Consider the following 24338-nt stretch of genomic DNA (forward strand, 5'->3'; position numbering starts at 1 on the left):
AGGAGGGCCGGGGGACCGGCCCTCCTGCTTGGTCTTTCGAGGGAAGGGGCTGAGCGGTTCGCCACGGGCTGAGGGGCTGTTCAGCGGGGGCTGGTGGCGGTGCCGGGGGGTGGTTCGGGGGTTTACTTGTGGACCCAGCCGAAGTCGTGCCAGATGGTTTCCAGTTGGGATACCGGGACCGGCCAGGTTTCGATGTAGGTCACGCCCTCGGGGCCGGCCGTCATCGTGTAGGGGGTGCCCGCACGGCTCAGGAATATTTCGCCCGGCTTGACCGTGACGGTCTGGACGTTGTCCGGATAGCCGAATTCGATGTTGTACTCGCCGGCGAAGACCATCAATATCTCATCGATGTTGTGGTGATGCCGGGGCACGGTGAAGTGCGGGCGCACCCGCAGGGGGTTGCGGTTGAATCGCGGAACGTCGATCGGCTTGGTGGTCACCCACATTCCGCCGTCGAACGTCGCCGCGAAGTCGACCGGTGCGTCGGCCAGCAGTCCGCCGTCTTTCCACTTGTATGTCGGATTGTTCTGCTGGTCCAGGTCCATCGGGACCCAATCCGAATCCGCTACGAGATCGCCGAAAACGAGTGTCACACCGCCGACCGTACGTCCGGGCGGTTGTCGAGCTACCTGGACATTTCCGTTCGCTGGGACATTTGGCGCGGCATCTTGTGGTCCGGGCCACATTGCCGTCCAGTGAGATCCTCTGATGACACAACACCCAGCGATTCGGGAGAGTCTGACTATGGCTACCGCTTTGGGAATCGAATACTTCACCCTGTTGTCCGAAGACGGGTGGATGGACATGCCACTCGATGTCATGCCCACGTACTTCTGGGCCGAGGGCGGGCAGCTCGCCGACGCGCCCGTCGATTTCGCCAAGACTTTCGGCGGCAATATGAAGCTGAACACCAATGTCGACCCGGCGTTCAACTTCAACGGACTGCGTTGCGTCCCAAACTTCGCCGTGCCGCGGCATCATCACAATGTCGACGAGCTGATCGTCGTGTTCCAGGGACAGTTCCACGTCGCCTGGGGCAAGGACGGCGAAGAGGGCAGCCGCACCATCGGTCCCGGCGAATTCTGGATCAGCACCGCCGGAACCCCCTACCTGATGACCGCCGGACCCGAGGGCGTCACCTACATCGAGACCTGGCCCGAGCCGATGGCCAACCTGGAGACCTACTGGCACGACGCCGGCTGGGTCCACCGCTGAGCAGCAGGCCGCGGCGCGGTCTCGTGACGGGCTGATTCTCCTGCCCGCCGGGGCCGCACAGACGAATCATGTCCGGGCACCACGGGATCGAACCGATCTCGATGGTGCCGTCGGCGTTCGAGATGCGGTACTCGCGGGTGTGGCCCATGCTCGCCGCGCGAAGGCCACACCCGGCGGGACTTACGACCTCGGGTGATCCTCGATCAATGCGAGACTGGCGCGAGCGTACGCGGCGCGGCGCTTGCCGCTGACGAGATATGAAGGGGGAGCGAGGTATCCGATGTCGCGCGGCAGGCCGTCGGCGCGCCGAGCGAGCGCGGCGCGGGCATCGGCGGTGGTACCGCAGATCGCGATCTCACCGAGCATCTCATCGGTGACAGCTTCGGCCATGGCCGTCATATCACCGGCCCGGAACGCCGTGCGCAGCCGCTCGACCGGTCCCTGCCAGCCGTGATGTTCGACGAATGGATCGTAGGTCTTGACCGTCAGATAGAACGCGATCATGCGCCGCGCGTCCAGGATCGCGCGCTCGGGTTCCGCGTCGTTCACCGCGGTGATGATCCAGCCGTGCTCCAGCGGAACGCGATCGTTCCCGCCCTCGTGCGCACCGCGCGCGGTCGCGGGCCGCACCACCTCGTTCCACCAGGATCCGGTGAACAGGCCGTGGCCGATGATGCCGTCGCCGACCCGGGCCGCGGTGGCGGCCATACCCGCGTTGAATCCGGCCAGCAGGATCGGAATGTCCAGGCGTCCCAGCACCGGCGCGCGCACATCGGCGTCGATCTCGTAGTACTTACCGGAGTACTGGACCTTCTGCCCGTTCTCCGCGTGCAACCAGGCGCGCACGGCCTGCGCGGTCTCGGCGATGCGGGCCATCGGCTTGTCGGCGGGCACGCCGAACCAGTCCCGGTTGATCCGGAAGGCCGCACTGCCCAGCCCGAGGAACAGGCGGCCGGGGGCCTGCGCGTGCAGCTGACGCATCGCGGTGGCGTGGGCGTAGGGAGTGCGGGCGAAGGCATAGGCGATGGCCGGGCCGACCATGGCCCGCTCGGTGCTCGCGACCATCTCGGCCAGATTCAGATAGGCGTCGTGATCGACGAAATCACCGGTGACGAAGGCTTCGATACCGGCCTGCTCCGCCTCGCGGGCGACCTCGCGTCCCGCCCAGGACATGCCGAATTTCATCGCAGCGTCCACTTCGGCCGGGTGACGGTGGCGCGATCCACCTCGGCCTTGCCGATCGGATTGCCGATCTGACAGTACGACAGCCCGGTGCGCAGCGCGTGAGTGCGGGTGGAGTCCAACGATTCCCAGATTGCGCGGACCGTACCCTGAATGGCGGCAGCCGGTTTGGCCGCGATGATCTGCGCCAGCTCGTGCGCTCGCTGCCAGAGTTGTTCGCGCGGAAGCACTTCGCTGACCATGCCGATCTGCATCGCCCGCTCGGCCGACACCCGTTCGTCCAGGCCCAGCAGCGCGATGCGCAACGTCTCACCCAGCGGGATGCGCCGCGCCAGGCCGATCGGTTCGAGGGCCGCGGTCAGGCCGTAGCTCACGTGCGGGTCGAAGAAGGTCGCGTCCTCGGAGCAGATGATGATGTCGGCCTCGTTCAGCCAGTAGAACGCGCCGCCCGCGGCCATGCCCTGGACCGCGCAGATCACCGGCTTCCAGACCTGATTGAGTTTGGGGGACAGGCGTTCTCCGGGATCGGTCTGCGACCAGACGTTCTGCTCCCGGTCGAAGCCCTGTTTGACGTCCATGCCGGTGCTGAACGCGCGATCACCCGCCGCGCGCAGCACCACGACGTGGATGTCGTCGTCCTCGCGCACCCGCTGCCAGATCTGCGTGAACTCCTCGAGCATCGTCTGGTTGAAGCTGTTCATCGCTTCGGGCCGGTTCAGCGTGATCGTGGCGATGTGCTCGGCCACGTCGAACAGCACGGTTGTCGGGTTCATTGGCGAACTCTCTCGTCGGCAGACTCATTCAGTGTAATAAATTAAGACGACCAGGGGTGGTTCGGCAACGCTCGGCGACCTAGATGGAAGGTGATACCGGCATGGTAGGCGGCCATGACCGGGGCGTCCCGCAGAATGAAAGATCATGCCCGGGGAGTCGAAAGTCGTATACTCTTCTCGGGGTGAATGTCTCTATGTTGCTGGACATGGCCGCCGACGGATTCGGCGACCGGCCGGTGGTGGGCCGCAGCGTGGACGGCCTGACGCCGGTGCGGCTACGCGAACTGGCCGCCGGCGGGGCCCGCCTGATTCGGGACAGTGATGCCGATTCGGTCGTCTACCTCGCCGTCAACGGTCCGGCCTTCCAGGTCGCCCTGTTCGCCGCGGCGCGCGCCGGGGTTCCACTGGTCCCGGCCAATTACCGTCTGGGCGCCGATCAACTCGCCGCACTGCTGGCGAATCATCCACGCGCACTGGGCATCTGTGATCCCGAACAGGCCGACGCGCTGCACAAGGCCGGCCTGAGCACGCGCAGCACGGCGGAATGGCTCGAGCAGACCGCGGCCGCGGGAGATACCGGCGAGGAGCCGGTGGAGACCGACGCCCCGGCCGTGCTCATCTACACCAGCGGCACCACCTCGGCCCCCAAGGGCGTGGTCCTGCGGCACCACAATCTGGTGTCGTACGTCCTGGGCACGGTGGAATTCGCCGGAGCCGAACCGGACGAGGCCGCCCTGATGAGCGTGCCGCCCTATCACATCGCCGCGGTGTCCAATGTGCTGACGAACCTGTTCGCCGGACGTCGCGTACTCACCCTCGAGCAGTTCACCCCCGCGAGCTGGTTGGATCTGGTGCGTTCGGAGGGCGTCACCAACGCCATGGTCGTGCCGACGATGCTCGCCCGGATCATGGACGCCCCCGATCTGCCTCGGTCCGCGCCGTCGCTGCGCACCCTGGCCTACGGCGGCGCGAGCATGCCGAGCCGGGTGATCGAGACCGCGCTGCGGGAATGGCCGCATGTCGACTTCGTCAACGCCTACGGCCTGACCGAGACCTCCTCGACCATCGCGGTACTCGGTCCCGACGATCACCGCGAGGCGATCACGAGCGAGGACCCGGGTGTGCGCGCGCGCCTCGGCTCGGCCGGACGCACGGTGCCCGGAATCGAACTGGAGATCCGGGACGAGTCCGGCGCGATCGTCGAGCCGGGCAGGTCGGGGCGGATCTGGGTTCGGGGCGAACAGGTTTCGGGTGAATACGCCGGACAGGGTAGCTCCACCGACGAGCAGGGCTGGTTCGACACCCGCGATCAGGGGCATCTGGACACCGATGGTTACCTGTTCATCGAGGGCCGCGCCGACGACACGATCATCCGCGGCGCGGAGAACATCGCGCCCGCCGAGATCGAGGATGTGCTGCTGCGGCATCCGGACGTGCTCGACGCGGTCGTGGTCGGGGTGTCGGACGAGGAGTGGGGCCAGCGGATCGAGGCGGTCGTGGTGGCCCGGGAGGGCGCCGAACCGGATGCCGACGGCCTTCGCGCCGATGTGCGAAAAGCCTTGCGCGGCTCCAAGACTCCCGAGCGGATCAGTTTCTGGCCGGAACTCCCGCGCACCGTCACGGGAAAGTTGGTGCGCCGCGACATCGTCGCCGCGTTGAACGCCGAGCGGTCCTAGGGCGCAGGGAGATACGGCCATGACCGAGAACAATCCACCGATCGTCCGCCCGGTCCCGCAGCCCACGATGGCCACCGAGGAATTCTGGGCCTCCGGTGCGGACGGTGTGCTGCGTATCCGGCACTGCCACGAGTGCGGGGCCTACACCCATCCGCCGCTTCCGCTGTGCCGGGTGTGCCACAGCGCCGAGGTGAGCGCGGACGCGGTGTCCGGACGCGGTGTGGTGCTGGGCTTCACCGTCAATCACCAGCAGTGGCTGCCCGCCTTCCCGCCGCCTTACGTGGTCGCGATCGTCGCGCTCGAGGAAGACGACGGCGCGCGCCTGACCACGAACATCGTCAACTGCGAGCCCGGTGACGTGTACGTCGGGATGCCGGTGCGCGTGCTGTTCGAACGAACGGGTCCGGACACCGAGCAGATCTACCTGCCGCTGTTCGAACCCGACCCGGATTGCTTGGGCGAGAAGGCTTCTCTGCCGGAGCCGCGTTCCCTCGAGGGTGCCGTGCGGCCGATGGCCTCGACGTCGAAATTCGAGGACAAGGTTGCGCTGACCGGTGTCGGTCAGTCTCGGGTGGGACGCCGCCTGATGGTGGATCCGGTGGAACTGACCGTCGAGGCGTGCCGGGCGGCCGTCCAGGACGCCGGGCTGAGCATGGACGATGTCGACGGCCTGTCGACGTATCCGGGTCGCAGTGGTCCGCCCGGTATGTCCGAGGGCGGGATCGTGCCCCTGACCGAGGCGCTGCAACTGCATCCCACCTGGATCAACGCCGTCGGCGACACTCCGGGACAGGCCGGGGCGATCATCGCCGCGATGCTGGCGGTGGCCTCCGGGCTGTGCCGTCACGTGCTGTGCTTCCACACTTCCTGGGAGTCGACGAATTCGGCGCTGGTGCGGTCGGGGAAATTGGCCTCGGAGCCGGGCCGGGCCGCCGGGATGATGGCCGAGCGCGCGCCGTTCGGCGCGATGTCCGCGGCGAACTGGATCGCGATGCAGGCCTCGCATTATTTCCATCGTTACGGCGCGGATCGTTCGCTGCTGGGCGCGATCGCGGTCACCAGCCGGGCCGGCGCGGTGCGCAATCCCGAAGCGGTGTACCGGGATCCGCTCACGCTCGACGACTATTTCGACGCGCGGATGGTGTCCACGCCGTTCGGGCTGTACGACTGCGACGTTCCGATGGACGGCGCGGTCGCGGTGATCGTCTCGGCCGTCGACACCATCGCGGACCGTCCGCATCCGGCCGTTCTGGTCGATGCGGTCGGCACCCAGATCCTCGAGCGATTGAGCTGGGATCAGGACACTTTCGCGCACGAGCCGCAGTCGCAGGGCCCGGCCCGGCATCTGTGGACCAGAACATCGTTGAAACACGACGATGTCGACCTTGCTCTGCTCTACGATGGGTTCACTTTCAACGCCGTGTCCTGGCTGGAGGGATTGGGATTCTGTGAGCCGGGCGGCGCGACCGATTTCGTCGACAAAGGGCGGACGATCGCGCTCGACGGACGTCTTCCTCTGAATCCGCACGGCGGTCAGCTCTCGGCCGGCCGGTTGCACGGCTTCGGCCATGTCCGGGAGGCGATCCTGCAGTTGCGCGGCACGGCGGGAGACCGCCAAGTGCGTGATGCGCGGGTCGCCGTGGTGACCAGCGGAGGCGGTGCCCCCGGGGCCGCGCTGCTGTTGCGCGGCGCCTAGTCCGCTTCGCGCCCCCGAAAGATGTCGAGATAGGCCGTCCGGCACTGTCGCCGGGCGAGGAACGGAGGAAATCAGATGCGCAGATTCCGTGCGATCGCCGCAGGACTGTGTTCTGTGGCGCTGCTCGTGTCCGCCTGTGGCGGCGGGGCCGGGGCGAACGACCCCAACGGGCCGCTGAAGATCGGCGTGCTCACCTCTCTCAGCGGCAGCTCGGTCGCGCACTGGGCACAGACCGAGAGCGGGGTGAAGGCGCGCCTGGCCGCGTACAAGGCCGCGGGCGGGAAATGCGCCGCCCGGCAGGTCGACGTCGTCATGGCCGACGATCAATCCACACCCCAGGGTGCGCTGACCGCGACCCAGCGACTCGTACAGCAGGAGAAGGTGTACGCGGTCCTGCCCGCGAGTAGCTTCTTCTTCGGTGCGGGCCAGTACGCGGGGACGCAGGCCCGGACCACCCCCTTCATCGGTGGCGCATTCGACGCGGGCGCACAGTGGGCGAATCCGAAGTTCGAGAACTTGTTCCCGGCCATGTCGAATGACGATTGGAACAGCGCGGCAACGACTTTGGGCGATTACTGGAAGAAGCTCGGCGGCACGAAGGTCGCGGTCGTGGGCTACAACGTGCCCAGTTCCTCCAAGGCCGCCGAGGGGGCGGCGGTATCGGCCGAACATGCCGGGCTGGCGCGCGGCTATGTCAACGAGCGTCTGCAACTGGGCACCACCGATGTCGGCGCGACGGTCCTGGGCATCAAGGACTCCGGCGCCGATGTGCTGTACGCGCCGATCAATCCCGACACCGCCTTCGCCTTGGTGACCGGTCTGCACCAGGCCGGGGTCCAGCTCGAGTCCGTGCTCTTGGCAACGGGTTACGGGTCCGAACTGCTCGACTCCCCGCCCGCGATCGGTCCCGCCCAGGGCGTCGGATTCATGACCTCCTACGCACCGGTCGAACTGAACACCCCCGCGACCAAGGCGTGGGCGGATGCCCTGCAGAAGTACGCGGGCGCCCCCAATGGTATCCCGTCGTTTTCCCAGGCTGTCGGCTGGTTGAGCGCGGATCTGCTGCTGCACGGCCTGGAGAGGGCCGGATGCACCGCGACCCAGAAACAGTTCATCAGCGCCCTGCGCCCGGACAAGACCTGGACGGCCGGTGGATTGTTCACCCAGCCAACCGATTTCGAGGATCCACACGCGTATTCCGTTGGTGGCCCCGGCGATTGCACCTTCATAACCATCCTGCGCGGCACCACCTTCGTGCCGGACCCGAACGGCTCGCCGGTCTGTGGGACGCAGATCCCGGGCGTGACGGTCAACGCCAAGTAAACCGAAGCCGAGTAAACCGAATGCACCCCCGGCGGTGAGACCGCCGGGGGTGCAGTACATCTGCCCCCTACCTCGCCCTGGCCGGGTGTGAGACGCCGGACTGTTGCGTCGCGCACCCCACCGCGAGACTCAGTGGACGAGGATCGGAAGCGCGTCCGGGTGAGTGTCGGGCGCGTGCTTCTTGGAGGAGTCGATGCCGACGATGTCGGCCAGTGTCTTGCCGAGCATCTTCGCGCGGTCCTCGGCCGGCACGTCGAACATCTGCTCTTCGATCACGGCCTGGCTGCCCAGGAACGTGCCCTCGGCGTGCGGGTAGTCGCTACCCCAGTAGATCGTGTCGACGCCGGTGATGTGCCGGGCCTGCACGGCCATCCGGTCGTCGGCGAACTGCACGCGGATGTTGCGCTGGACGTACTCGCTGGGCTTGAGCGGGTGCGGCCACCGGTCGTTGATCTTGAACAGCTGGCCGAACAGCTCTTCCTCGTTGCCGTCGGCATCGGTCACCGTCATCGGCTTGCCGTTCTCGGTGAAACCCATCCACCAGTTGGCGTCCTGGCCCGTGCCGGTGCGCCAGCCCTTGTCCATCATCGACATGAAGTGGGCGAGCCAGCCGGCGTTGTACTCGATCATGTTGAACAGCAGGTTCGGGTGCCGCTCACAGGCGCCGGATCCCACGAGTTCGGAGATGATGCGCATCGGCACCGAACCGCTGGAGTTGCCGCCACCGCCGGTGCGCATGGCGAGGAGCTCGTTGGTCAGCTCCGCGTGCTTGCCCATCGCCATGGCGGTGAGGATGCCCTTGACGTTGTCGCCGGTGATCGAGTTACCGGTCTTGGTGTTCGCGCCGCCTGCGGCGAGGTGGAAGAAGATCGGCAGGCCGGTGGCCTCGGCGGCGGCCCACACCGGCTCGTACGCGTCGTGCCAGTACGGCAGCGGCTGCGGGTGCTCGGGCAGGAACAGACCCTTCAGGCCCATGTTGGCCGCGCGCTCGATCTCCTTGACCGCGTCGCCGATGTCCGTGGTGGGGATCGACGCCAGCGGGACCAGGCGGTTGCTGTACGGCAGGTAGGTCTCGGCGACCCAGTTGTTGTAGACCTTGGTGTGCGCCATCGCGACCTCGTGGTCGTCGGTGTAGGTGACGAACAGCGCGAAGTTGGAGAACAGCACCGTGGCATCGACGCCGTCGCGGTCCAGGTCCCGAATGATCTTGTCCGGCTGCCAATCCGGGATGGAGCCGGTGTGCTGGCGGTAGCGGGACACGGTCCAGCCCTCGTAGCCCGGCGCGTGCACCGTGCGGAAGATCGTGTGACCGCCCGGTACGAGCGGCTCGTCCAGCTCGTATTCGGTCTGCGTCAACGCCCGATCGCGGATGTTCTTCGGGAGACGTTCGGTGAACAGATCGAGCGGCTCGACGACGTGACTGTCGCCGGAGACGATGAATTCCTTGGCCATGTACAGCCCCTTTGATTGCATGTGACGGGTGCCGGATCCTGTGACCCCACGCACATTGCAGCCTACTGTAAATTTGCCGTCGACTGCAATATGCGGTTCCATTAGACTTCGGCCATGGTTGAGAAGAGCCTCCGGGAGCGGACCCGTGCGCGCCGTCGCGCCACCATCGAACGCGCTGCGATGAGGCTGTTCGCCGAGCACGGCTACGACGCGACGACCGTTGCCGACATCGCCGCCGCGGCCGAGGTCTCCCCGCGGACCGTGGCCATCTACTTTCCGACCAAACTCGATCTGGCGCTGGCCTCCGGTGACGCGTCGGCACGTCGGCTCGAGGCGATGCTCGACAAGTCCGGTGACGGTGAGACCGTGATCGAGCTGCTCATCCGCTTCGTCGAGCACGAGCTGTTCGAGGAGTCCGAATCGCTGGCCCTGCGGCGGGCGATGTTCCTGAAAAACCCGCAGCTGGCCAACGTTTCCAGCGATGTCGGCACGCAGACCTATGACGCGATGAAGGTGAAGCTGGCCAAGGAACTCGGCCTGGAGGCCGACGACTTCGTCGTCACCCTGGTGGGCGCGTCGATCACGGGCGTCATACAGGCCCTGCTCGAGGTCGACCCGGCGACACAGGACGTGCCCGCATTGTTCGGTGTCGCGGTCCACCTGCTCGACAGCTGGGTTCAAGGCGCACGCGCGGCGGTGTGAACGCCTTCGCGCCCGGATGCGCGAGATCCGCTCGGCGGCAGCCGCTTTCGATTTCGCGGAGTCGCGGACCCTACACGCCCGCCGTCTCCTCCTGCGCGTCCTTGATCTCGGAGAAGTTGTTCCCCGCGTTACCGGCGATGATGGCGCCGTCGACCGGCAGCACCATGCCCGAGACGTAGGCGGACTTGTCGCTGGCGAGGAACACCGTGGCCTGAGCGATGTCGTTGGCGTTGCCGTCGCGGGTCAGCGGCCGGATGGACCGGATGACCTGACGCATCTGCAGCGTGGCCGCCTCGGCGTCGGCCAGGTCGGTCATGGTGCTGCCCAGGATGTCGGTCGGGATGCCGCCGGGCGCGATGCTGTTGACGCGGACCAGGTGCTCGCCCAGGTCGATCGCGGCACACTTGGTGAAGTGGATGACGCCGGCCTTCGCGGCACGGTAGGTCGCCTGGCTGCGGCCAGCGATGATGCCGCCGATCGAGGTGGTGTTGATGATCGATCCGCCGCCGTTGGCCGCCATGTACTTGGCGGCGTACTTGGTGCCGAGCATGACACCGAGCAGGTCGACCGCCATCACGCGGTGGAACTTGTCCAGCGGGTCGTCCAGGATGCTGCCGTACATGGGGGTCGGAATACCGGCGTTGTTGACCATGATGTGCAGGCCGCCGAACCTCTCCACGGTGAAGTCGACCAGCGCGGCGACCTGGTCCGCGTCCGCGACGTCGGTCTGCTTGAACTCGACCTCGGGGCCGTACTTCGCGGCCGCGGCGGCGCCGACCTCCGCGTTGATGTCGGCGATGACGACCTTGGCGCCCTCGGCCACGAACGTGTCGACCGTCGCGAGGCCGATTCCCTGCGCGCCACCGGTGACGATGGCGACTTTGCGGGCCAGTTCATTCGCCATGATGATGGCTCCTCCATGAGTACGAGAACAAGAAGTGCGTTTCCGCGGGGGGGGGTGACTTACCAGGTAACCGGCAGCGCGTTTACGCCGTAGGCGAAGGCCGCGTCTTTTAACTCGATATCATCGATCTTGGTGGCCAGTTCAAGGGTCGGGATGCGTCGATAAAGCGTGCCGTACACCACTTGCAGCTCGACGCGGGCCAGCTGCTGGCCCACACACTGGTGGATACCGAACCCGAACGCGTGGTGGGCGCGGGCCGAACGGTGCAGGTCCAGCTTCTCGGGCTCCGGGAACACCGACGGGTCCCAGTTGGCGATCGGCAGGGGAACGACGAATCCCTCTCCGGCCTTGACCAGCTGACCGCCGATCTCGACGTCCTCGGTGGCGATGCGGCGCAGGCCGTGCTGGGCGATGGACAGATAGCGCAGCATCTCCTCGACGCCGTTCGCGATCTCCTTCGGGTCCTCGCTGTCGCGGAATATCGCCAGCTGGTCCGGGTGCTCCAGCAGCGCCAGGGTGCCGAGGGCGATCATGTTCGCGCTGGTCTCGAATCCGGCGATGAGCAGTACGACACCCATCTGCGCGGCCTCGTGGACGGTGACCTCGCCGGCCTTCGCCCGTTCGGCCAGATCCGAGATCCAGCCCGCCCCGGGAGAGTCCATGCCGGCGGTGATCAAGCCGGCCAGGTATTCCAGGATCGCCTCGCTGGAGGCGCCGTTCTCCTCGGGTGTGGCCTTGGAATTGACGGCCATGGCCGCGTGCTTCTGGAAGAACTCCTTGTCCTCGTAGGGCACGCCGAGCAGTTCGCAGATCATCAGCGAGGGCAGCGGCAGCGCCAGCGCGGTGACCAGATCGACCGGCTTCGGCCCGGCCAGCATCTTGTCGATCAGGTCGTCGGCGATCTTCTGTATCACCGCGCGCATCGCCTCGACCTTCTTGACCGTGAACGGGAAGGTCATCATCCGGCGGAACCGGGTGTGCTCGGGCGCGTCGCTGTTGAAGATGGTCGGGGGCCGATGGTCGAGCGTTCCGGCCATTCCGGCGTTCTGATGCGGATAACCGGGACGGGTCTCATCGGCGCTGATGTTCGGGTCGGACAGCACCGCGCGCTGTTCGGCGTGGCCGGTGACCAGCCAGTGGACGCTGTCGTCCCAGATCTGCACCCGGGAGATCGGTCCCTCTTGCGCGGCCCGATCGCGCAGCTGCTCGGGCGGGTCGAAGGGGCAGCCGCCGCCGGTTCGTACCACGGGGAATTCGGGGAGGTAGATCGGGGAATCAGACATGATCATGCCTTTCGCGAGCTGGTTATCCCTGGAAGGTGATAGCTAGTGCGGGGCAGACAGCGGCGGCCTCGCGGACTTTGTCGTCCTGGTCCGCGGGCGGATTCGCGTCCAGCAGGATGACGACGCCGTCTTCGTCGCGCTGGTCGAACACCTCGGGCGCGGCGCCGACACAGGTGCCGCAGGCGACGCATTTGTCCTGATCGATGAATACTTTCATGGCAATTCTCCAGAGTGATTGGCTGATATCAGCGGGCTGTGAGGGCGGTCTGCGCGTCCACGACTTCCTGGCGGCGCATCCGGGTCTGCTTGGGCATGTTCCAGCCGACGACGCCGGTGATCCGGCCATCGCGGATGTAGCGGGCGACGAACTTGCGCTCGTCCGGGGAACCGTCGACGAATTCGACCTCGGCGTCCGCCGGCAGGGTGCCGTGGACCTGGATCTTGGCGTCGAACTGGTCGGTCCAGAAGTAGGAGATCGGGGTGTAGGGCTTCTCGGCGCCCAGGATGTTGGCCGCGACGGCGGCCGCCTGCTCGGTGGCGTTGGTGCGATTCTCCATCCGAACCAGCGCGCCCACGTGATCGTGGTGCCAGCGGGCGACATCGCCGACGGCGTAGATGCCGGGGGCGGCCTGGCAGAAGGAGTCGCACACGACCCCGTTGTCCAAGGTCAGGCCGCTGCCGTCGAGCCATTCGGTGGCGGGCGTCGCGCCCACGGCGACCACGACCACGTCGGCGGGCAGTTCCTCGCCGGTGTTCAGGACCACTCCGGCCACGCGGCCGTCCTGGTACTTCAGGTCGGCGACGCCGGTTCCCAGCCGCAGTGCGACGCCGTTCTCGGTATGCAATTCGCCGAGGATGGTCGCGATCCGCGGGCCGAGCTGGCCGGCCATCGGCGCGGCCAGCGGGCCGACGATGGTCACGTCCAGGCCCGCCTGTCGTGCGGTGGCGCCTATCTCGGATCCCAGCACGCCCTCGCCGACGACCACCAGCCGCTTCGAGGTCAGCAGATCCGCACGCAGTGCGAGGGAATCGGACAGGGTGCGCAGCACGTGGACACCCGCACTCGCATCGGCCCTGAACAGGGCGCGAGCGCGCACGCCGGTGGCGATCACGATGGCATCGGCGTGCACCGACGCGCCGGACGCGGTGTGCACGATGTGGCGCTCGGCGTCCAGGCTCACCGCGGGATCATCGAGGATGAAATCGACATTCAGCCCCGACAGGTGATCCTCCGGGCGCAGCCGAGCGCGCTCGGGCTCCCACGCGCCGGCCAGTACCTGCTTGGACAGCGGCGGGCGGTCGTAGGGCATCTCGGGCTCGGCGCCCAGCAGAGTGATGGAACCCTTATATCCATTGCGCCGCAGCGCTTCCGCGGTGGACAGTCCGGCGGCCGAGGCGCCGACAACCAGAACGCTGGCGGGTACCTTCATCGGGGTTCTCCTTCGGATTCGTAGCGTTGAAGTGCTGATGAATACGATTCCTTGTGGGAGGGCCCGGCAACGAGAGAGCGCAGTCCCGAACCGATGGTGTAGCTGACTACACCCTGACCTTGGAGCCTGATGCACGGTGTCCGTGCGGTTAGCGAAACAGCCGGTCTCTACGTGTGGCAGGGGCCGAAAGTAGAAGCAGCTATCTTATAGCTATCGAATATGGGCCGCCGAGAGGCGTATCCAGGTAATTGGAGGTGCGTCGAACACCGCGAATGATGCTGGTGCGCAACACATCCGACAGCTGTGGACTACCGGCGCAAGCTGATGACCTCGGATGTGGTGGAGGTAGTGTCGCCGGGGCCGGAATATCGACATGTGACCGGAAAAAGCTTGCGCCCGATCGGAATTCGGGCGTAAATCGACCTACACCGATCGGGAAGGCGGTGGAATTTCGCCGGTGCCCCGGACTCGGAACCGGTCCCGGTCCGGGGCAACTGGACTAGTACAGGCCGCCGTCCACCCGGATCAGCGATCCGGTGGTGTAGCTGGATGCCGGGCTGGCCAAATACAGTGCGGTGCTGACTATTTCGGCAGGATCGCCTGGGCGTCCCAGCGCACTGCGGGTGATCTCCCGCTTCTCAGGGGCCCATGCCTTGGAGATGTCGGTCAGGAAGGGGCCCGCGGAGATGGTGTTGACCCGTACCTTGGGGCCGTACTCCATGGCGAAAACCGTTGTCAGGGCGTTGAGTGCGGCCTTGGCTCCGGCGTAGGGGCCGAATCTGGGTTGCGGGAACAGGGCGCCGGAGGACGAGATGTTGATGATCGAGCCTCCCTCGCCGTCGGCCATTCGGCGGCCGATCAGGGAGCCCAGGCGGAACGGGCCCTTGAAGTTGACGCTGAGCACCTTGTCGAACAGGTCCTCGGTGGTCTCTTCCGACGAGGGCGCCACCGGTGACATGCCGGCGTTGTTGACCAGGATGTCAACCTTGCCGAACTCGTTGTAGGCGGCGTCGACGAGGCCGTCCATCTCTTCCCAGTGGCCGACGTGCGCGGCCACCGGGAGGGCGCGCCTGCCCAGCTCCCGGATCTCCTTCGCCGCGACCTCGCAGGCGTCGAACTTGCGGCTGGCGATCACCACGTCGGCGCCCGCCTCGGCGAACGCGCGGACCATCTGCCACCCCAGGCCCCGGCTGCCGCCGGTGACGAGGGCGACCTTGCCGGACAGGTCGAACATGTCCGTCACGCGTTCACCCCGCCAGAGAGGCTGTCGTCATTGATGATGTGCGCGTAGCGCTTGCGCGCCGCCTCGAGCTTCGGCGGGATGTGCTCGCTGGGGAACAGTCCCTCGGCGGGCTTGTATTTCTTCAGCAGCTGCTTGGCGACCGTCGTGCGATGCACCTCCGTCGGGCCGTCGGCGAGGGCGAGGTTCGGCGCGGCCATCCACCACTTCGCCAGCGGCAGTTCGTTGGTCGTGCCGAGCGAACCGTGCACGTGCACCGCGCGCTGCAGGATGTCGTGCAGCACCTTGGCCGTGGCGACCTTGGCCATGGCGATCTGCGTGCGGGCGGCGCCGTGCGGCTGGGTGTCGATGACCCAGGCCGCGTTCAACACCAGCAACCGGAACTGCTGCAATTCGATCCAGGAGTCCGCGATGAATTGCTGCACCGCCTGCTTCTCGGCCAGCACGGTGCCCTGGGTGTGGCGGGAGAGCGCGCGTTCACACATCATGTCGAAGGCGCGGGTGCATTTGCCGACCGTGCGCATGGCGTGATGGATGCGTCCGCCGCCCAGCCGCGCCTGCGCTACCTTGAATCCATCACCCGGCCCGCCGAGCATCGCGTCCAGGGGCACCCGGACCTCGTGGTATCGGATGTAGGCGTGGATGCCCTCTTCCAGTTCGTCGCGCTCGTCCATGGTGCCGACGTTGCGCTTGATCTCGATGCCGGGAGTCTCGGCGGGGACGATGAAGATCGACATCCGCCGGTGCGGTGCTGCCTCGGCATCGGTAACGGCCATGACCAGCAGGAACGCGGCGTAGCGGGCGTTGGAGGAGAACCACTTCTCCCCGTCGATGACCCATTCGTCGCCGTCCCGCCAAGCGCGGCAGACGAATTCCTTCGGGTCCGCGCCGCCCTGCGGTTCGGTCATCGAGAAGGTCGAGACGATCTCGCCGTCCAGCAGCGGCTGCAGATAGCGGGTCTTCTGCTCCTGGGTGCCGAACATCGCGAGGATCTCCGCATTGCCGGTATCGGGTGCGGCGGTTCCGAAAACCGTTGGCGCCCAGTAGGAACGGCCCAGAATCTCGTTGAGGTAGGCGAGTTTCACCTGACCGTATCCGGGTCCGCCCAGTTCCGGGCCGAGGTGGCAGGCCCACAGGCCCTGCTCTCGCACCTGCTCCTGCAACGGTTTCAGGATGGCACGCGCCTTCTCGTTGCGAGTGTCGTACGGGTCACCGCCGTGTGGGAACAGCAGGTCGAGGGGTTCGACCTCGGTCCGGACGAACTCGGCGGCCCAGTCCAGTTTGGCCTGGAACTCCGGTTCGATCGAATAATCCAGCATCGGTCCTCCGAGGGGTTCAGCAGTCCGGCCAATCGTTACCAAAAAGTATACTCTTTAACAAGTCCTGTCCTCGTCGTCGGAACCGCACCGCATGCGGTCTTCTGGGATATCCCATTGGATGGGCGGAAAATCCGCGCGCGGTTCATGGCAGGTGAATAATTGCGTGTCCTGTTCAGGATTCAGCGGATCGACCGGCGAAGGAGTTCCCCCGATGCAGAGACCGATGGAAGGCGTGCGCGTGCTCGAGGTCGCGCAGTTCACCTTCGTCCCGGCGGCGGGCGCGGTGCTCGCGGACTGGGGTGCGGATGTCATCAAGGTCGAACACGCCGAACGCGGTGACGGTCAGCGCGGCTTGAGCCGAGTGCTCGGCTACGCGGCGACCAGTGAGGGATCCTCCTTCTTCCCGATCATGGAGGGGCCCAACCGGGGTAAGCGCAGCGTCGGCATCGCGCTGGAGAAGCCTTCCGCACGAAAGGTTTTCGAGGACCTGGTGCGCGGTAGCGACGTCTTCCTCACCAACTTCCTGCCCGAGGCCCGCAAGAAGCTGCGCATCGAACTCGAGGACATCCGGGCGATCAACCCGAACATCATCTACGTGCGGGGCAGCGGATTCGGCCAGCGCGGTGACGAGGCGGACAAGGGCGGCTACGACAGCACCGCCTTCTGGGCGCGCGGTGGCAGCGCCGCCGGGGTGACCCCGCCGGACGCCGACCGGATGATCCGGATGCCCGCGGGCGCATACGGTGACTCGCTCGGCGGGTTGACGATCGCGGGTGGTATCTCCGCCGCACTGTACAAGCGCGCGACGACAGGCGAACCCTCGGTGGTCGACGTCTCGTTGCTCGGCGTCGGCGCCTGGGCCACGCAGTTCACCGTCAACCTCGCCCTGATGAACGGCGGCCCGTTGCCGCCCAACCCGCCGCGCCGCTACGGCTCGGCGACCAATCCGCTCATCGGCGCGTACGGCACCTCCGACGGACGCTGGATCGAGCTGTCCATGTTGCAACCGGGCCGCTACTGGCCGGAGTTCTGCAAGCTGGTCGGCCGCGACGATCTGGTCACCGACGAGCGGTTCGACACCACCGAGAAGATCATGGCCAACGCGCCGGAGGCCGCGGAGATCGTGGCCGAGATCATCGCGGCCCGCCCGTACGCCGAGTGGATCGAGCTGCTGAGCCAGGGCGAGGGCCAGTGGGGGACCGTGCAGAACTCCTGGGAGGTCGGTCAGGACCCGTCGCTGCGGGCCAACGGCCTGATCGCCGGTGTGGTCGACGCCGAGGGTGTCGAGCGCGAATTGGTCTGCAACCCGGTGCAATTCGACCAGACTCCGGCCACCCTGACCCGCGCGCCGCAGTTCGCCGAGCACACCGACGAGGTGTTGCGCGAGACCGGCCTGACCGACGAGGAACTCATCGCGTTGAAGATCGACGGCGCGATCACGTAACGATCGTCCCGCCGCCCGTTCGACCAACCAAGGGGGTCACCTATGACAACCGCAGTCGAGGGCGGGAGCACCTATGAGGGTGTGCCCGCCTACCACTTCGACAATCGCGTCCCCGGCCCGGTCCTGAGCCATCAGCAGCACTGGGATCGAATGGCCGCGAGCCACGACGGATTCCGCAGCACCGTCGCGAATGGATTCTGGGTCGTCACCGACGGGCCGGCGATCCAGCAGGCGTTGCAGGACTGGCGCACCTTCTCGAGCACCTCGGTGACCGCGCTCAATCCGGACCCGGAGTTCCTGTGGATTCCCGAGATGCTGGACCCGCCGCTGCACACCCAGTGGCGGCGGCTGCTCGGCGCGGACTTCTCCCCGAAGACGACCGCGGCTCGCGAGGACGAGGTCCGGCGGATCGCGGTCGAGTTGATCGAGGCGTTGCCCGAGCACGGATCGGTCGACGTGCTGGACGAATTCACCCGCAAGTTCCCCACCAAGGTCTTCATGGGCATGCTCGGGCTGCCCGAGCAGGATCTGGACCGATTCCTGAACTGGGTGCACGAGATCCTGCACCTGACCTACGAGCAGGATCCCGACAGCAGCCGCCAGCTGCGCGCCATCAACGAGGTGTCGGCGTACTTCGAGGAACAGATCAGCGCGCGGCGCGAGAGTCCGGGCGAGGATCTGATCTCCCGCGCCATGACCTGGTCGGTGGGCGACGAGGCGATCAGCGACAGCGATCTGCACGCGCTGTGCCTGCTGCTGTTCCAGGCGGGTTTCGACACGGTCCCGATCACGCTGGGCTGGTCGTACTACCACTTCGCCACGCATCCCGAACAGCGCCGGGCCGTCGTCGCGGACCCCACGCTGATCGGCACCGCGGTCGAGGAGATCCTGCGGGTCTACTCGCCGGTCATCCCGGCCCGGAAAGCCGTGCGCGACACCGAGGTCGGCGGCTGCCCGATCAAATCGGGCGAGATGGTGATGCTGCCCCTGTCGGTGACCAACCGTGATCCGGAGCGGTACGACAACCCCCTCGAGGTGGACCTGGAACGCACCAGGGTCGATCACGTCGCGTTCGGTTCCGGACCGCACCGGTGCCTGGGCTCGCATCTGGCCCGGCTGGAACTCAATGTCGCGGTGCAAGAGTGGCACAGGCGAATTCCCGATTACCGGCTCGCTCCCGGGCAGGACCTTCAGGAGACCGGCAACATGTACGGTCTCACCACATTGCGATTGGAATGGTGACAGTGTCGGCAAACATCTTGAAGGCGGCGGATTTCTATCACACGGGCATCGTGGTGCCGGATCTGGACGCGGCGAAGGCGCGGATGAGCGAGCTGGCCGGGTACCGCTGGACCGTCGACCTCACCGCCGAGGTGCCGGTGCTCGACGCCCACGGGGAGATTCGCACGCTCGGGATGCGGTACGTGTACTCGCTGGACGCTCCGCGCATCGAACTCGTCCAGGAGATTCCGGGGTCGTTCTGGTCGGCGACGCCGAACTCCCACACACATCACCTCGGTTACTTCTGTGACGATGTGGCTGCCACCTCGAAACAGCTGGAGGAGGGCGGATACGCGCGGGAGGTGTCCGACGCGTTCAACGGCGAGACCCCGTCCGTGTTCGCCTTCCACATGTCACCGGACGGTCTGCGGTTCGAGATCGTGGATCGCACCAGGATCCCGGATCTGGCCGAATATCTTCGCGAGCGCACCCCGCAGTGACCTCGCGGTCGTCGTGATCGGGTGCCGACCGCACCCGATCGTAACGAAACCCCCTGTCCCACAGTGCGATCCACTGTGGGACAGGGGGTTCGTCGTGCAGCGGGCGTTCAGAAGACCGGCTGCTGCGGACGCTTCTTCAGGTAGCCGCCCGAATCGACGCGCATCTGCATACCCGTCACCCACTTGGACTCGTCGGATACCAGGAACAGCACCATATCGGCGATATCCTCCGGTTCGACGTACGGATTGCCCATCCCGGTCGTCGCGGGGAAGCTCGGCATGGCGTCCTCGCGGACCGGATGCTCGAGGTCGGGGCGGAACGCCCGGTACATGGCCTCGTTGTGCAACATGTCGGTGTTGACGTTGGCGGGGTGGATGGCGTTGACCCGGATCTTGTGCGGCATCAGCACAGTCCCGAGATCGTGGACGAACGAGGCGACGGTCCGCTTGGCGAAGGAGTAGCCCAGGCCGCCCGGACCGAGTGCGGGGTTGTCGGTGGTGGCGGTGGCCAGTGCCGCGATCGAGCCGGTCGCGATGATCGAACCGCCCTCGGTGAGATGTGGGAGGGCGGCCTGCACAGCGTGCACGACGCCGTTGAAGCCGACAGTGACCACATCGATGAATGCCTGTGTGCCCCGGTCGATTCCGAGTGGCGCGATGGATGCCTGCGCCACGACCGCGTCCAATCGGCCGAGGGTGGTGACGCCGTCGTCCACCGCGGACTTCAGCGCGGCGGGATCGCGAACATCGACGATCCGGGCCACCGCGCGGCGGCCCGCCTTCTCGACCAGGCGGACGGTCTCGTCCAGATCCTCGCGCCGGGCCAGGGGATAGGGATTGGTGTCGATATCCGCGCAGATGTCCACGGCGATGATGTCCGCACCCTCTGCCGCGAGGCGAATCGCGTGGGCGCGACCCTGTCCTCGCGCCGCGCCGGTGATGAACACGACCTTGTCCTGAACTCGCCCCATGGCAGGCTCCTTCCGATCCGAATGCTGCCTTGTGAGCCTAGTGACATCGCCCATGTTCAGTATTCTCAATACGGTTCAGTGGGAGAGTATTCGGCGATAGTTTCGGAAATTTCCGCTGAGTGAGATGCGGTTGAGTCAACTGAATCAATGCCACCAGTGGCTCAGCGCATCGAGATGACGCCGCATCCGGTGACGTGCCAGTCCCGCATCACCGGCCCGGATCGCGTCCAGGATGTGCTGGTGCACCTGCCGCACCTCCTCGGCGGCGCTGTCGCCCGGCAGCATCTGATCGTGAGCGGCCGCGTGCCGCCGGAACAGTTCGGTGATGATCGACCCGAACAGCGAGAGCACGGGATTGCCTGCGGCCGCGGCCAATTCGGCGTGGAACAGATCGGCCTTGCGCGGATTGCCGGTCGGCCCCTCGACCGGCCAGCGGACCGCCGCGGTGAGCCGGTCCGCGGTGTCGTTGTCCTGCGCGGCGCAATGTTCGGTCACACGCGCGACGACGCCCAGCTCGATCGCATTGCGCACCAGACGCAGATCGTCGGCGCTCACGCCCTGGTACTCCAGGAACAGGGCCATCGTATCGATGCTCGCCTGGGGTTCGGGCGAGCAGATGATCAGCCCGCCGCCCGGACCTCGGCGCATCCGGGCCACGGAGTGGTATTCCAGGATGCGGATCGCCTCGCGCAGGACCGCGCGGCTGATCTCGTAGCGGGACAGCAGATCCGCTTCGGACCCGAGCACCATGCCGAGTTGCCAACCGCGCGCGGCGATGTCGTCGTGGATGCGGGCGGCGACGACCTCGGCCAGTTTGGCGCGCGGACCCTCGACGATCTCGGGTTCGATCACCGCTCCCGCGATCCGCGTCCCCCGGCGGACGCGATGCTTGTCGATCCAATCCGACACTCCCGCAAGGTGTCTGCCCAGCAGCGTCTCGGCGCGGGCGCCATCGCCCGCGATCACCGACTCGACCACGGCGCGGTGGTCCCGGTGCGAGTCGCGTTTCGCGGCCAGCATCTCGGTCCGCGAAATGCGCCGGGAGGTGTGTGCGTATCGTCCGGTGAGGCGGGTGAGCACATCGATGAACAGATGCAATGCCGGATTGCCGGACATCTGCCCGAGCAGCGTATGCAGCGGGTCGTCCAGGATGGCGGGTTCGGCCAGCAGGCTCTGCTCGATGTCCAGATGCGCACGCAGCGTGGTGATTCCGTCCTCGCTGATGCGATCGGCGGCGAGGCGGGCCGCGAGCGGTTCGAGCAGCAGCCGCGCCTCCAGCAGATCGTCCACGCCGGTGCCGACGTACTCCAGGTAGATCACGATGGCCCGGGTGGCCGGCCCGGCATCGGGTGCGCACACGAACAGGCCACCGTTCGGGCCGCGCCGCATCCGCGCGACCTGGTGATGTTCGACCAGCCGCACCGCCTCGCGCAGCACCGCCCGGCTCACTCCGAACCGCTCGCGCAGGCCCACCTCCGAGCCGAGCAGCTCACCCACCGGCCAGCCGCGGCGGATGACCGTCTCCTCGAGTTGCCGCGCGACCTGCGCGGCGAGTTTGCCTACGGGCAGGCCGGATTCGACCCCGGACTCGGGGCCGGGGTCAGCGGGGTCGAACTCGACGGCGGTCGACATGTGGGCCCATTCCTCGCGCGAAACCGGTTGTTCAGGACAGCAATTCGAGGATGGTCGCGTTGGCGGTGCCGCCGCCCTCGCACATCGTCTGCAGGCCGTAGCGCAGGCCCTGCCGCCGCATCTGCGCCAGCAACCGGGTCATCAGGATGGCACCCGACGCGCCGAGTGGATGGCCGACGCCGATCGCGCCGCCGAGCGGGTTGACTCGCTCCGGATCGGCCCCGGTTTCCGCCAGCCAGGCCAGGGGAACCGGCGCGAACGCCTCGTTGACCTCGAAAACGCCGATATCGTCGATGCTCAGCCCGGCCCGCCGCAGCACCTTCTCGGTGGCGGGGATCGGTCCGGTGAGCATCATGACCGGGTCGGCGCCGCTGACCGCGCCACTGTGGTATCGCGCGATCGGCGTCAGGCCGAGCTGCGCGGCGCGTTCGGGCGTGGTGATCAGCAGCGCGGCAGCGCCGTCCGCGATCTGCGAGGAGTTACCGGCATGGATGAGACCGTCGGGCTTGAACGACGGCTTCAGCTTGGCGAGTGTCTCCACGGACGTGCCGCGGCGCAGACCCTCGTCGACGGTGAACTTCGTACCCTCGACATCCACCGGGACGACGTGATCGTCGAAGACGCCCGCATCGATCGCGGCGGCGGCCTTGGCATGAGACCGGGAGGAGAACTCATCGAGCTGGGTGCGGCTGAAACCCCAGCGCTCGGAGATCAGTTCCGCGCCGATGCCCTGGCTGAACTCGACGTTGCCGTAGCGCGCCAGCGCCTTCGGGCCGTAGGGCTGGCCGGTGGTGCGGTGCGAGCCGAGCGGGACGCGGGTCATCGTCTCCACGCCGCCCGCGACGACCAGGTCGAGCTGTCCGGCCATGACCGCGTGCGCGGCCTGGTCGATCGCTTGCTGGCTCGACCCGCAGGCCCGGTTGATCGTGACGCCGGGAACATGTTCGGGCCACCCCGCCGCGAGCACCGCGAAACGTCCGATATTGCTGGACTGATCACCGATCTGGGTGACGCATCCCCAGATCACGTCGTCGACGGTGCCCGGATCGATGCCGGTGCGTTCGGCGAGGGCGACGAGCACCTCGGCCGACAGATCGGCGGCGTGCACCGGGCCCAGCGTGCCGTTGCGCTTGCCGATCGGCGTGCGCACGGCCTCGACTATGACGGCTTCTCTCATGAAATCTGTCCTCTCGCTTGCGAATACATCTCGCGGTTGGGGGCCTGGGCGGGGATCGCTGCTCCGCCGGCGATCAGTGTGTCCGCGTTCTCGATTTCCCAGTCTCGCAAGACCTGCGCGGTATCCGCACCGACCTGCGCCGCCGTGGCGCCCGGGGTCGCGGGCGTAGCCGAGAACCGGGGCGCGGCGTTGGGCTGGACGACGCCGTCTCGGGTCAACAGACTGCCGCGGGCGGCCAGATGGGGGTGCCGGGCGGCCTCGGTGAGCCCGAGGACCGGCGCGACGCAGGCGTCGGTGCCCTCGAACAGTTCGGCCCATTCATCCCGGGTCCGCTCGGCGAACCGTTGTGCCAGTTGGGATCTCAGCTTCGGCCAGGTCGAGCGGTCGTGCTGGCGTTCGGGGTCGACGTCGAGGTCGAGCAGTTGGATGAGCTGCCGGTAGAACTTGGCCTCGAGCGCGCCCACGGCCATGTACCGGCCGTCGCTGGTCGCGTAGACGGCGTAGAACGGCCATCCGCCGTCGAGCTGATTGACGCCGCGTTCGTCGGTCCACGCACCGCGGGCCAGTTTGGCAAGCGGGCTCGCCAGCAGATGGGTGGTGCCGTCCACGATGGCCGCGTCCACCACCTGACCCTGACCGGTGCGCTGCGCGGCGTGCAGTGCCGCGAGGATGCCGATCACCAGATAGCAGGAGCCGCCGCCGAAGTCGCCGAGCAGATTCAGCGGAATCTGCGGCGGCCCACCGGCATCGCCGATCGCGCCGAGCGCTCCGGTCAGCGCGATGTAGCCGATATCGTGCCCGGCGGCCATCGCCAGCGGCCCGTCCTGACCCCAGCCCGTCATCCGGCCGTAGACCAGCCGGGGATTACGGGCGAGGCATTCGTGCGGGCCGATGCCGAGGCGTTCGGTGACTCCCGGCCGGAAACCCTCGATCAGCACGTCGGCGCGATCGACCAGCCCCAGCACGGTCGCCGCGCCGTGGGGATGTTTGAGATCGACGACGATCGAACGCTTTCCGCGATTGACCACATCGGCCGGGCCGCCCGCGTCCGCCTCGCTCATTCGCTCGGGGCGGTCGACGCGCACGACCTCCGCGCCGAGATCCGCGAGCAGCATTCCGGCGAACGGTCCGGGACCGATACCGCCGAGTTCGACGATCCGGCATCCCGCGAGGGGACCCGTGGTCATGATCGCGCTCC

Annotated in this window: 22 protein-coding genes; 8 read left to right on the forward strand and 14 right to left on the reverse strand. The window is 67.0% G+C overall.

Annotated features, from left to right (window positions below):
* Positions 1 to 122: 122 nt before the first annotated feature.
* A complete protein-coding gene (locus AC5WS7_RS00920; RefSeq protein WP_495952394.1) occupies positions 123 to 593 on the reverse strand; it encodes a cupin domain-containing protein in 471 nt (156 codons plus the stop codon).
* Positions 594 to 744: 151 nt separating this feature from the next.
* Here AC5WS7_RS00920 and AC5WS7_RS00925 point away from each other — a divergent pair, with 151 nt between their 5' ends.
* A complete protein-coding gene (locus tag AC5WS7_RS00925; protein WP_495952395.1) occupies positions 745 to 1215 on the forward strand; it encodes a cupin domain-containing protein in 471 nt (156 codons plus the stop codon).
* A gap of 180 nt (positions 1216 to 1395) precedes the next feature.
* Here AC5WS7_RS00925 and AC5WS7_RS00930 read toward each other — a convergent pair whose 3' ends face one another.
* Positions 1396 to 2400, reverse strand: coding sequence for an LLM class flavin-dependent oxidoreductase (locus AC5WS7_RS00930; RefSeq protein ID WP_495952396.1), 1005 nt, complete (start codon positions 2398 to 2400; stop codon positions 1396 to 1398).
* Positions 2397 to 3170, reverse strand: coding sequence for an enoyl-CoA hydratase/isomerase family protein (locus AC5WS7_RS00935; protein ID WP_495952397.1), 774 nt, complete (start codon positions 3168 to 3170; stop codon positions 2397 to 2399). Before AC5WS7_RS00935 ends, AC5WS7_RS00930 begins: the two co-directional genes overlap by 4 nt.
* Positions 3171 to 3352: 182 nt before the next feature.
* On the opposite strand from AC5WS7_RS00935, the gene AC5WS7_RS00940 reads away from it, so the two are divergent.
* The 3 genes from AC5WS7_RS00940 (at position 3353) to AC5WS7_RS00950 (ending at position 7865) form a co-directional block, all read left to right on the forward strand.
* The gene (locus AC5WS7_RS00940) at positions 3353 to 4846 is read left to right on the forward strand and encodes a class I adenylate-forming enzyme family protein (RefSeq protein WP_495952398.1); all 1494 of its coding nucleotides are present in this window, start codon (positions 3353 to 3355) and stop codon (positions 4844 to 4846) included.
* A 19-nt stretch (positions 4847 to 4865) separates the two neighbouring features.
* Complete coding sequence (locus tag AC5WS7_RS00945; protein WP_495952399.1) at positions 4866 to 6542, forward strand: thiolase C-terminal domain-containing protein; 1677 nt, start codon at positions 4866 to 4868, stop codon at positions 6540 to 6542.
* Positions 6543 to 6617: 75 nt separating this feature from the next.
* Positions 6618 to 7865: an ABC transporter substrate-binding protein gene (locus AC5WS7_RS00950; RefSeq protein ID WP_495952400.1), complete on the forward strand. Its 1248-nt coding sequence runs from the start codon at positions 6618 to 6620 to the stop codon at positions 7863 to 7865.
* A gap of 129 nt (positions 7866 to 7994) precedes the next feature.
* On the opposite strand, the gene AC5WS7_RS00955 is transcribed toward AC5WS7_RS00950, so the two are convergent.
* A complete protein-coding gene (locus AC5WS7_RS00955; RefSeq protein ID WP_495952401.1) occupies positions 7995 to 9419 on the reverse strand; it encodes an amidohydrolase family protein in 1425 nt (474 codons plus the stop codon).
* A gap of 12 nt (positions 9420 to 9431) precedes the next feature.
* On the opposite strand from AC5WS7_RS00955, the gene AC5WS7_RS00960 reads away from it, so the two are divergent.
* The gene (locus AC5WS7_RS00960) at positions 9432 to 10019 is read left to right on the forward strand and encodes a TetR/AcrR family transcriptional regulator (protein ID WP_495952402.1); all 588 of its coding nucleotides are present in this window, start codon (positions 9432 to 9434) and stop codon (positions 10017 to 10019) included.
* A gap of 70 nt (positions 10020 to 10089) precedes the next feature.
* On the opposite strand, the gene AC5WS7_RS00965 is transcribed toward AC5WS7_RS00960, so the two are convergent.
* From AC5WS7_RS00965 to AC5WS7_RS00990, 6 genes are all read right to left on the reverse strand, one after another.
* Entirely contained in the window at positions 10090 to 10923 is an 834-nt protein-coding gene (locus AC5WS7_RS00965; RefSeq protein ID WP_495952403.1) for an SDR family NAD(P)-dependent oxidoreductase, read from the reverse strand.
* 59 nt (positions 10924 to 10982) lie between these two features.
* On the reverse strand, positions 10983 to 12206 hold the full coding sequence (locus tag AC5WS7_RS00970; RefSeq protein WP_495952404.1) for a cytochrome P450: 1224 nt from the start codon (positions 12204 to 12206) through the stop codon (positions 10983 to 10985).
* Between the two features lie 22 nt (positions 12207 to 12228).
* Positions 12229 to 12423, reverse strand: coding sequence for a ferredoxin (locus AC5WS7_RS00975; RefSeq protein WP_495952405.1), 195 nt, complete (start codon positions 12421 to 12423; stop codon positions 12229 to 12231).
* Positions 12424 to 12451: 28 nt separating this feature from the next.
* The gene (locus AC5WS7_RS00980) at positions 12452 to 13636 is read right to left on the reverse strand and encodes an NAD(P)/FAD-dependent oxidoreductase (RefSeq protein WP_495952406.1); all 1185 of its coding nucleotides are present in this window, start codon (positions 13634 to 13636) and stop codon (positions 12452 to 12454) included.
* A gap of 499 nt (positions 13637 to 14135) precedes the next feature.
* Positions 14136 to 14870 (reverse strand): SDR family NAD(P)-dependent oxidoreductase, encoded by a 735-nt coding sequence (locus tag AC5WS7_RS00985; protein ID WP_495953699.1) that lies wholly within the window; start codon positions 14868 to 14870, stop codon positions 14136 to 14138.
* Positions 14871 to 14875: 5 nt separating this feature from the next.
* A complete protein-coding gene (locus tag AC5WS7_RS00990) occupies positions 14876 to 16195 on the reverse strand; it encodes an acyl-CoA dehydrogenase family protein (protein WP_495952407.1) in 1320 nt (439 codons plus the stop codon).
* A 211-nt stretch (positions 16196 to 16406) separates the two neighbouring features.
* Here AC5WS7_RS00990 and AC5WS7_RS00995 point away from each other — a divergent pair, with 211 nt between their 5' ends.
* Genes AC5WS7_RS00995 through AC5WS7_RS01005 form a run of 3 tightly spaced genes read left to right on the forward strand, consistent with a single transcriptional unit; the run spans position 16407 to position 19360 of the window.
* Positions 16407 to 17639: a CaiB/BaiF CoA transferase family protein gene (locus tag AC5WS7_RS00995; protein ID WP_495952408.1), complete on the forward strand. Its 1233-nt coding sequence runs from the start codon at positions 16407 to 16409 to the stop codon at positions 17637 to 17639.
* A gap of 42 nt (positions 17640 to 17681) precedes the next feature.
* On the forward strand, positions 17682 to 18881 hold the full coding sequence (locus AC5WS7_RS01000) for a cytochrome P450 (protein WP_495952409.1): 1200 nt from the start codon (positions 17682 to 17684) through the stop codon (positions 18879 to 18881).
* Between the two features lie 2 nt (positions 18882 to 18883).
* On the forward strand, positions 18884 to 19360 hold the full coding sequence (locus tag AC5WS7_RS01005; protein ID WP_495952410.1) for a VOC family protein: 477 nt from the start codon (positions 18884 to 18886) through the stop codon (positions 19358 to 19360).
* Between the two features lie 107 nt (positions 19361 to 19467).
* Here the strand turns inward: AC5WS7_RS01005 and AC5WS7_RS01010 are convergent, their stop codons facing one another.
* The 4 genes from AC5WS7_RS01010 to AC5WS7_RS01025 form a co-directional block, all read right to left on the reverse strand.
* Positions 19468 to 20331 carry a mycofactocin-coupled SDR family oxidoreductase gene (locus AC5WS7_RS01010; protein WP_495952411.1) on the reverse strand — a complete coding sequence of 288 codons (864 nt, stop codon included), beginning with the start codon at positions 20329 to 20331 and terminating at the stop codon, positions 19468 to 19470.
* 144 nt (positions 20332 to 20475) lie between these two features.
* Positions 20476 to 21963 (reverse strand): FadR/GntR family transcriptional regulator, encoded by a 1488-nt coding sequence (locus AC5WS7_RS01015; RefSeq protein ID WP_495952412.1) that lies wholly within the window; start codon positions 21961 to 21963, stop codon positions 20476 to 20478.
* Between the two features lie 31 nt (positions 21964 to 21994).
* Positions 21995 to 23140 (reverse strand): thiolase family protein, encoded by a 1146-nt coding sequence (locus AC5WS7_RS01020; protein WP_495952413.1) that lies wholly within the window; start codon positions 23138 to 23140, stop codon positions 21995 to 21997.
* Positions 23137 to 24327, reverse strand: coding sequence for a CaiB/BaiF CoA transferase family protein (locus AC5WS7_RS01025; protein ID WP_495952414.1), 1191 nt, complete (start codon positions 24325 to 24327; stop codon positions 23137 to 23139). Before AC5WS7_RS01025 ends, AC5WS7_RS01020 begins: the two co-directional genes overlap by 4 nt.
* Positions 24328 to 24338: the final 11 nt, after the last annotated feature.

The sequence above is a fragment of the Nocardia sp. PLKS1-43 genome (genome assembly GCF_059510335.1).

Excerpts from the sequence above, each read along its gene's own strand:
- AC5WS7_RS00925 (WP_495952395.1), top strand. The coding sequence starts at position 745 with ATGGCTACCGCTTTGGGAATCGAATACTTCACCCTGTTGTCCGAAGAC.
- AC5WS7_RS00930 (WP_495952396.1), bottom strand. The coding sequence starts at position 2,400 with ATGAAATTCGGCATGTCCTGGGCGGGACGCGAGGTCGCCCGCGAGGCG.
- AC5WS7_RS00935 (WP_495952397.1), bottom strand. The coding sequence starts at position 3,170 with ATGAACCCGACAACCGTGCTGTTCGACGTGGCCGAGCACATCGCCACG.
- AC5WS7_RS00945 (WP_495952399.1), top strand. The coding sequence starts at position 4,866 with ATGACCGAGAACAATCCACCGATCGTCCGCCCGGTCCCGCAGCCCACG.
- AC5WS7_RS00950 (WP_495952400.1), top strand. The coding sequence starts at position 6,618 with ATGCGCAGATTCCGTGCGATCGCCGCAGGACTGTGTTCTGTGGCGCTG.
- AC5WS7_RS00955 (WP_495952401.1), bottom strand. The coding sequence starts at position 9,419 with ATGGAACCGCATATTGCAGTCGACGGCAAATTTACAGTAGGCTGCAAT.
- AC5WS7_RS00960 (WP_495952402.1), top strand. The coding sequence starts at position 9,432 with ATGGTTGAGAAGAGCCTCCGGGAGCGGACCCGTGCGCGCCGTCGCGCC.
- AC5WS7_RS00965 (WP_495952403.1), bottom strand. The coding sequence starts at position 10,923 with ATGGCGAATGAACTGGCCCGCAAAGTCGCCATCGTCACCGGTGGCGCG.
- AC5WS7_RS00970 (WP_495952404.1), bottom strand. The coding sequence starts at position 12,206 with ATGTCTGATTCCCCGATCTACCTCCCCGAATTCCCCGTGGTACGAACC.
- AC5WS7_RS00975 (WP_495952405.1), bottom strand. The coding sequence starts at position 12,423 with ATGAAAGTATTCATCGATCAGGACAAATGCGTCGCCTGCGGCACCTGT.
- AC5WS7_RS00980 (WP_495952406.1), bottom strand. The coding sequence starts at position 13,636 with ATGAAGGTACCCGCCAGCGTTCTGGTTGTCGGCGCCTCGGCCGCCGGA.
- AC5WS7_RS00985 (WP_495953699.1), bottom strand. The coding sequence starts at position 14,870 with ATGTTCGACCTGTCCGGCAAGGTCGCCCTCGTCACCGGCGGCAGCCGG.
- AC5WS7_RS00990 (WP_495952407.1), bottom strand. The coding sequence starts at position 16,195 with ATGCTGGATTATTCGATCGAACCGGAGTTCCAGGCCAAACTGGACTGG.
- AC5WS7_RS00995 (WP_495952408.1), top strand. The coding sequence starts at position 16,407 with ATGCAGAGACCGATGGAAGGCGTGCGCGTGCTCGAGGTCGCGCAGTTC.
- AC5WS7_RS01000 (WP_495952409.1), top strand. The coding sequence starts at position 17,682 with ATGACAACCGCAGTCGAGGGCGGGAGCACCTATGAGGGTGTGCCCGCC.
- AC5WS7_RS01010 (WP_495952411.1), bottom strand. The coding sequence starts at position 20,331 with ATGGGGCGAGTTCAGGACAAGGTCGTGTTCATCACCGGCGCGGCGCGA.
- AC5WS7_RS01015 (WP_495952412.1), bottom strand. The coding sequence starts at position 21,963 with ATGTCGACCGCCGTCGAGTTCGACCCCGCTGACCCCGGCCCCGAGTCC.
- AC5WS7_RS01020 (WP_495952413.1), bottom strand. The coding sequence starts at position 23,140 with ATGAGAGAAGCCGTCATAGTCGAGGCCGTGCGCACGCCGATCGGCAAG.
- AC5WS7_RS01025 (WP_495952414.1), bottom strand. The coding sequence starts at position 24,327 with ATGACCACGGGTCCCCTCGCGGGATGCCGGATCGTCGAACTCGGCGGT.